General features: G+C 32.4%; 1 protein-coding gene. It reads left to right on the plus strand.

Annotation, left to right across the window (positions count from 1 at the left end; translation table 11 throughout):
• Positions 1 to 23: 23 nt before the first annotated feature.
• Positions 24 to 333, plus strand: a 310-nt coding sequence (locus MM817_RS16620; protein WP_241717184.1) for a hypothetical protein, incomplete at its 3' end; no start/stop codon positions are given.

Consider the following 333-nt stretch of genomic DNA (forward strand, 5'->3'; position numbering starts at 1 on the left):
TATTGATTAAGGATGGATATCTATTGATTAAGGATGGATATCTATTGATTAAGGATGGACATATCAGCCCACAGCAGTTAATGGTCTTGTTTTTTATCCTCATTGTTGGGAAATTAACAAATTCAAGCGTTCTTATTCTTGTGCGTTATGGTCATAATGCACCTGAACTGCTTCTTATCATCAGTCAACTCATGATGGTAATCATAATTGCCGTTATGATTCCGTTATTTAAAGATCCTTCGAAGAATTTGATTGATTATTTTTTTGAATATTTTGGTGCTATTTTTGGATTTATTTTCAGCATGATTATATTTACGGCGCTTCTTCTTGATC

Source organism: Sulfoacidibacillus ferrooxidans (assembly GCF_022606465.1).
Taxonomy (GTDB): Bacteria; Bacillota; Bacilli; order Alicyclobacillales; family SLC66; genus Sulfoacidibacillus; species Sulfoacidibacillus ferrooxidans.